Origin of the sequence: Mesorhizobium sp. M5C.F.Ca.IN.020.32.2.1, assembly GCF_004023105.1 — a bacterium.
GTDB lineage: Bacteria > Pseudomonadota > Alphaproteobacteria > Rhizobiales > Rhizobiaceae > Mesorhizobium > Mesorhizobium wenxiniae.
Genome location: NZ_RZSX01001227.1, coordinates 1 through 1,421, shown reverse-complemented (window position 1 = coordinate 1,421; position 1,421 = coordinate 1). Strand labels below are relative to the sequence as shown.

General features: G+C 65.0%; 2 protein-coding genes. One reads left to right on the top strand and one right to left on the bottom strand.

The features are described 5' to 3' along the window. Window positions 1-752 (top strand): aldo/keto reductase (locus tag EOA86_RS34645; protein ID WP_164892326.1); only part of this gene is annotated, 752 nt, incomplete at its 5' end. 71 nt (window positions 753-823) lie between these two features. Here the strand turns inward: EOA86_RS34645 and EOA86_RS34640 are convergent. Continuing rightward, window positions 824-1,421: LysR substrate-binding domain-containing protein (locus EOA86_RS34640; RefSeq protein WP_245497475.1), on the bottom strand; the 598-nt coding region annotated here is incomplete at its 5' end.

Sequence of the window (1,421 nt, the reverse complement as noted above, 5' to 3'; positions counted from 1 at the left end):
GCCCCAACCAGCGCGGCTCCTCGCGCGGCCACATCATGGACTCGGTCGAGAGCAGCCTCGAACGGCTGCAGCTCGACCATATCGATCTCTATCAGCTTCACGGCACCGATGCGGTGACGCCGATCGAGGAGACGCTGCGGGCGCTCGACGATCTGGTTGCCAGCGGTAAGGTCCGCTATGTCGGCGTCTCGAACTGGGCCGCCTGGCGCATCGCCAAGGCGCTCGGCATCGCCGACCGCAAGGGCTTCGCCCGTTTTGAGACGGTCCAGTCCTACTATTCGATCGCCGGCCGTGATCTGGAGCGCGAGATCGTTCCGCTGCTCAACGAGGAGCAGCTTGGGCTGATGGTCTGGTCGCCGATGGCGGGTGGTCTGCTCTCCGGCAAATACGGACCCGGTGCCACCGGCAATGGCGAGGGCCGTCGCGCCAGCTTTAATTTCCCGCCGGTCAATGAAGACCGCGCCTGGGCGGCGGTTGCCGTCATGCGCGAGATCGCCGGCAAGCATGGCGTCAGCGTCGCCACGGTCGCTTTGGGCTATGTGCTGGCAAAACCCTTCGTGATGAGCGTGATCATCGGCGCCAGCCGCATGGAGCAGCTCGAACAGAACCTTGCCGCCACCGAGCTGAAGCTCGACCGCGACGATCTTGCTCGTCTCGACGAGGTCAGCGCGCTTCCACCCGAATATCCGGGCTGGATGCTCGAGCGTCAGGCAGCGGGCCGGCGTCCGGCGCCCTTTGCGCCGAAAAAGTAATTCAATCTGATCTTCGATTTTCGGGAGCTGGCGGCTCCCGATCTTCTTTGGGCTCCCGATCTTCTTTAGGCTCAGGTCAGCCGGACAGTCTCGACCAAATAGTCGAGAAAGGCCCGCACCCGTGCCGGCAAGTGCTTGCCCTGCCCGACATAGACGGCGTGGGTGAGTTCCTCGTCGCCGGGGTTGAAGTCTTCCAGAAGCGGTATCAGCCGCCCGGCGGCGATGTCGGGCTCCACATGCCAGCGCGCCAGCCGGGCGATGCCAGTGCCCGAGAGCGCCATCAGCCGCATCGCCTCGCCGTCACTGACCAGCGCGTTTCCGGTGATCGGGACGACAACCGCCTTGCCGGCCGCGTCGACAAAAGGCCAGCCGTCGACATGGCGCACGAAGCAGAAACCCATCCGGTTGTGATGATCGAGATCGGCCGGCGTTCCGGGTGCGCCGTGCTTCCTCAGGTAAGGTGGCGCGGCGACGACGACCACCCGGCTCTGCCCGAGCTTGCGCGCCACCAAACGGGATTCACCGAGCGGCCCGGCGCGGATGGCGACATCAGCGCGCTCCTCCATCAGGTCGATGACATTGTCGGTCAAAACCAGATCGACGGCGATTTCCGGATAGCGTTCGAGAAACCGCGGCATGAGCGGGATCAGCCGGTGCTGCCCGAACGCC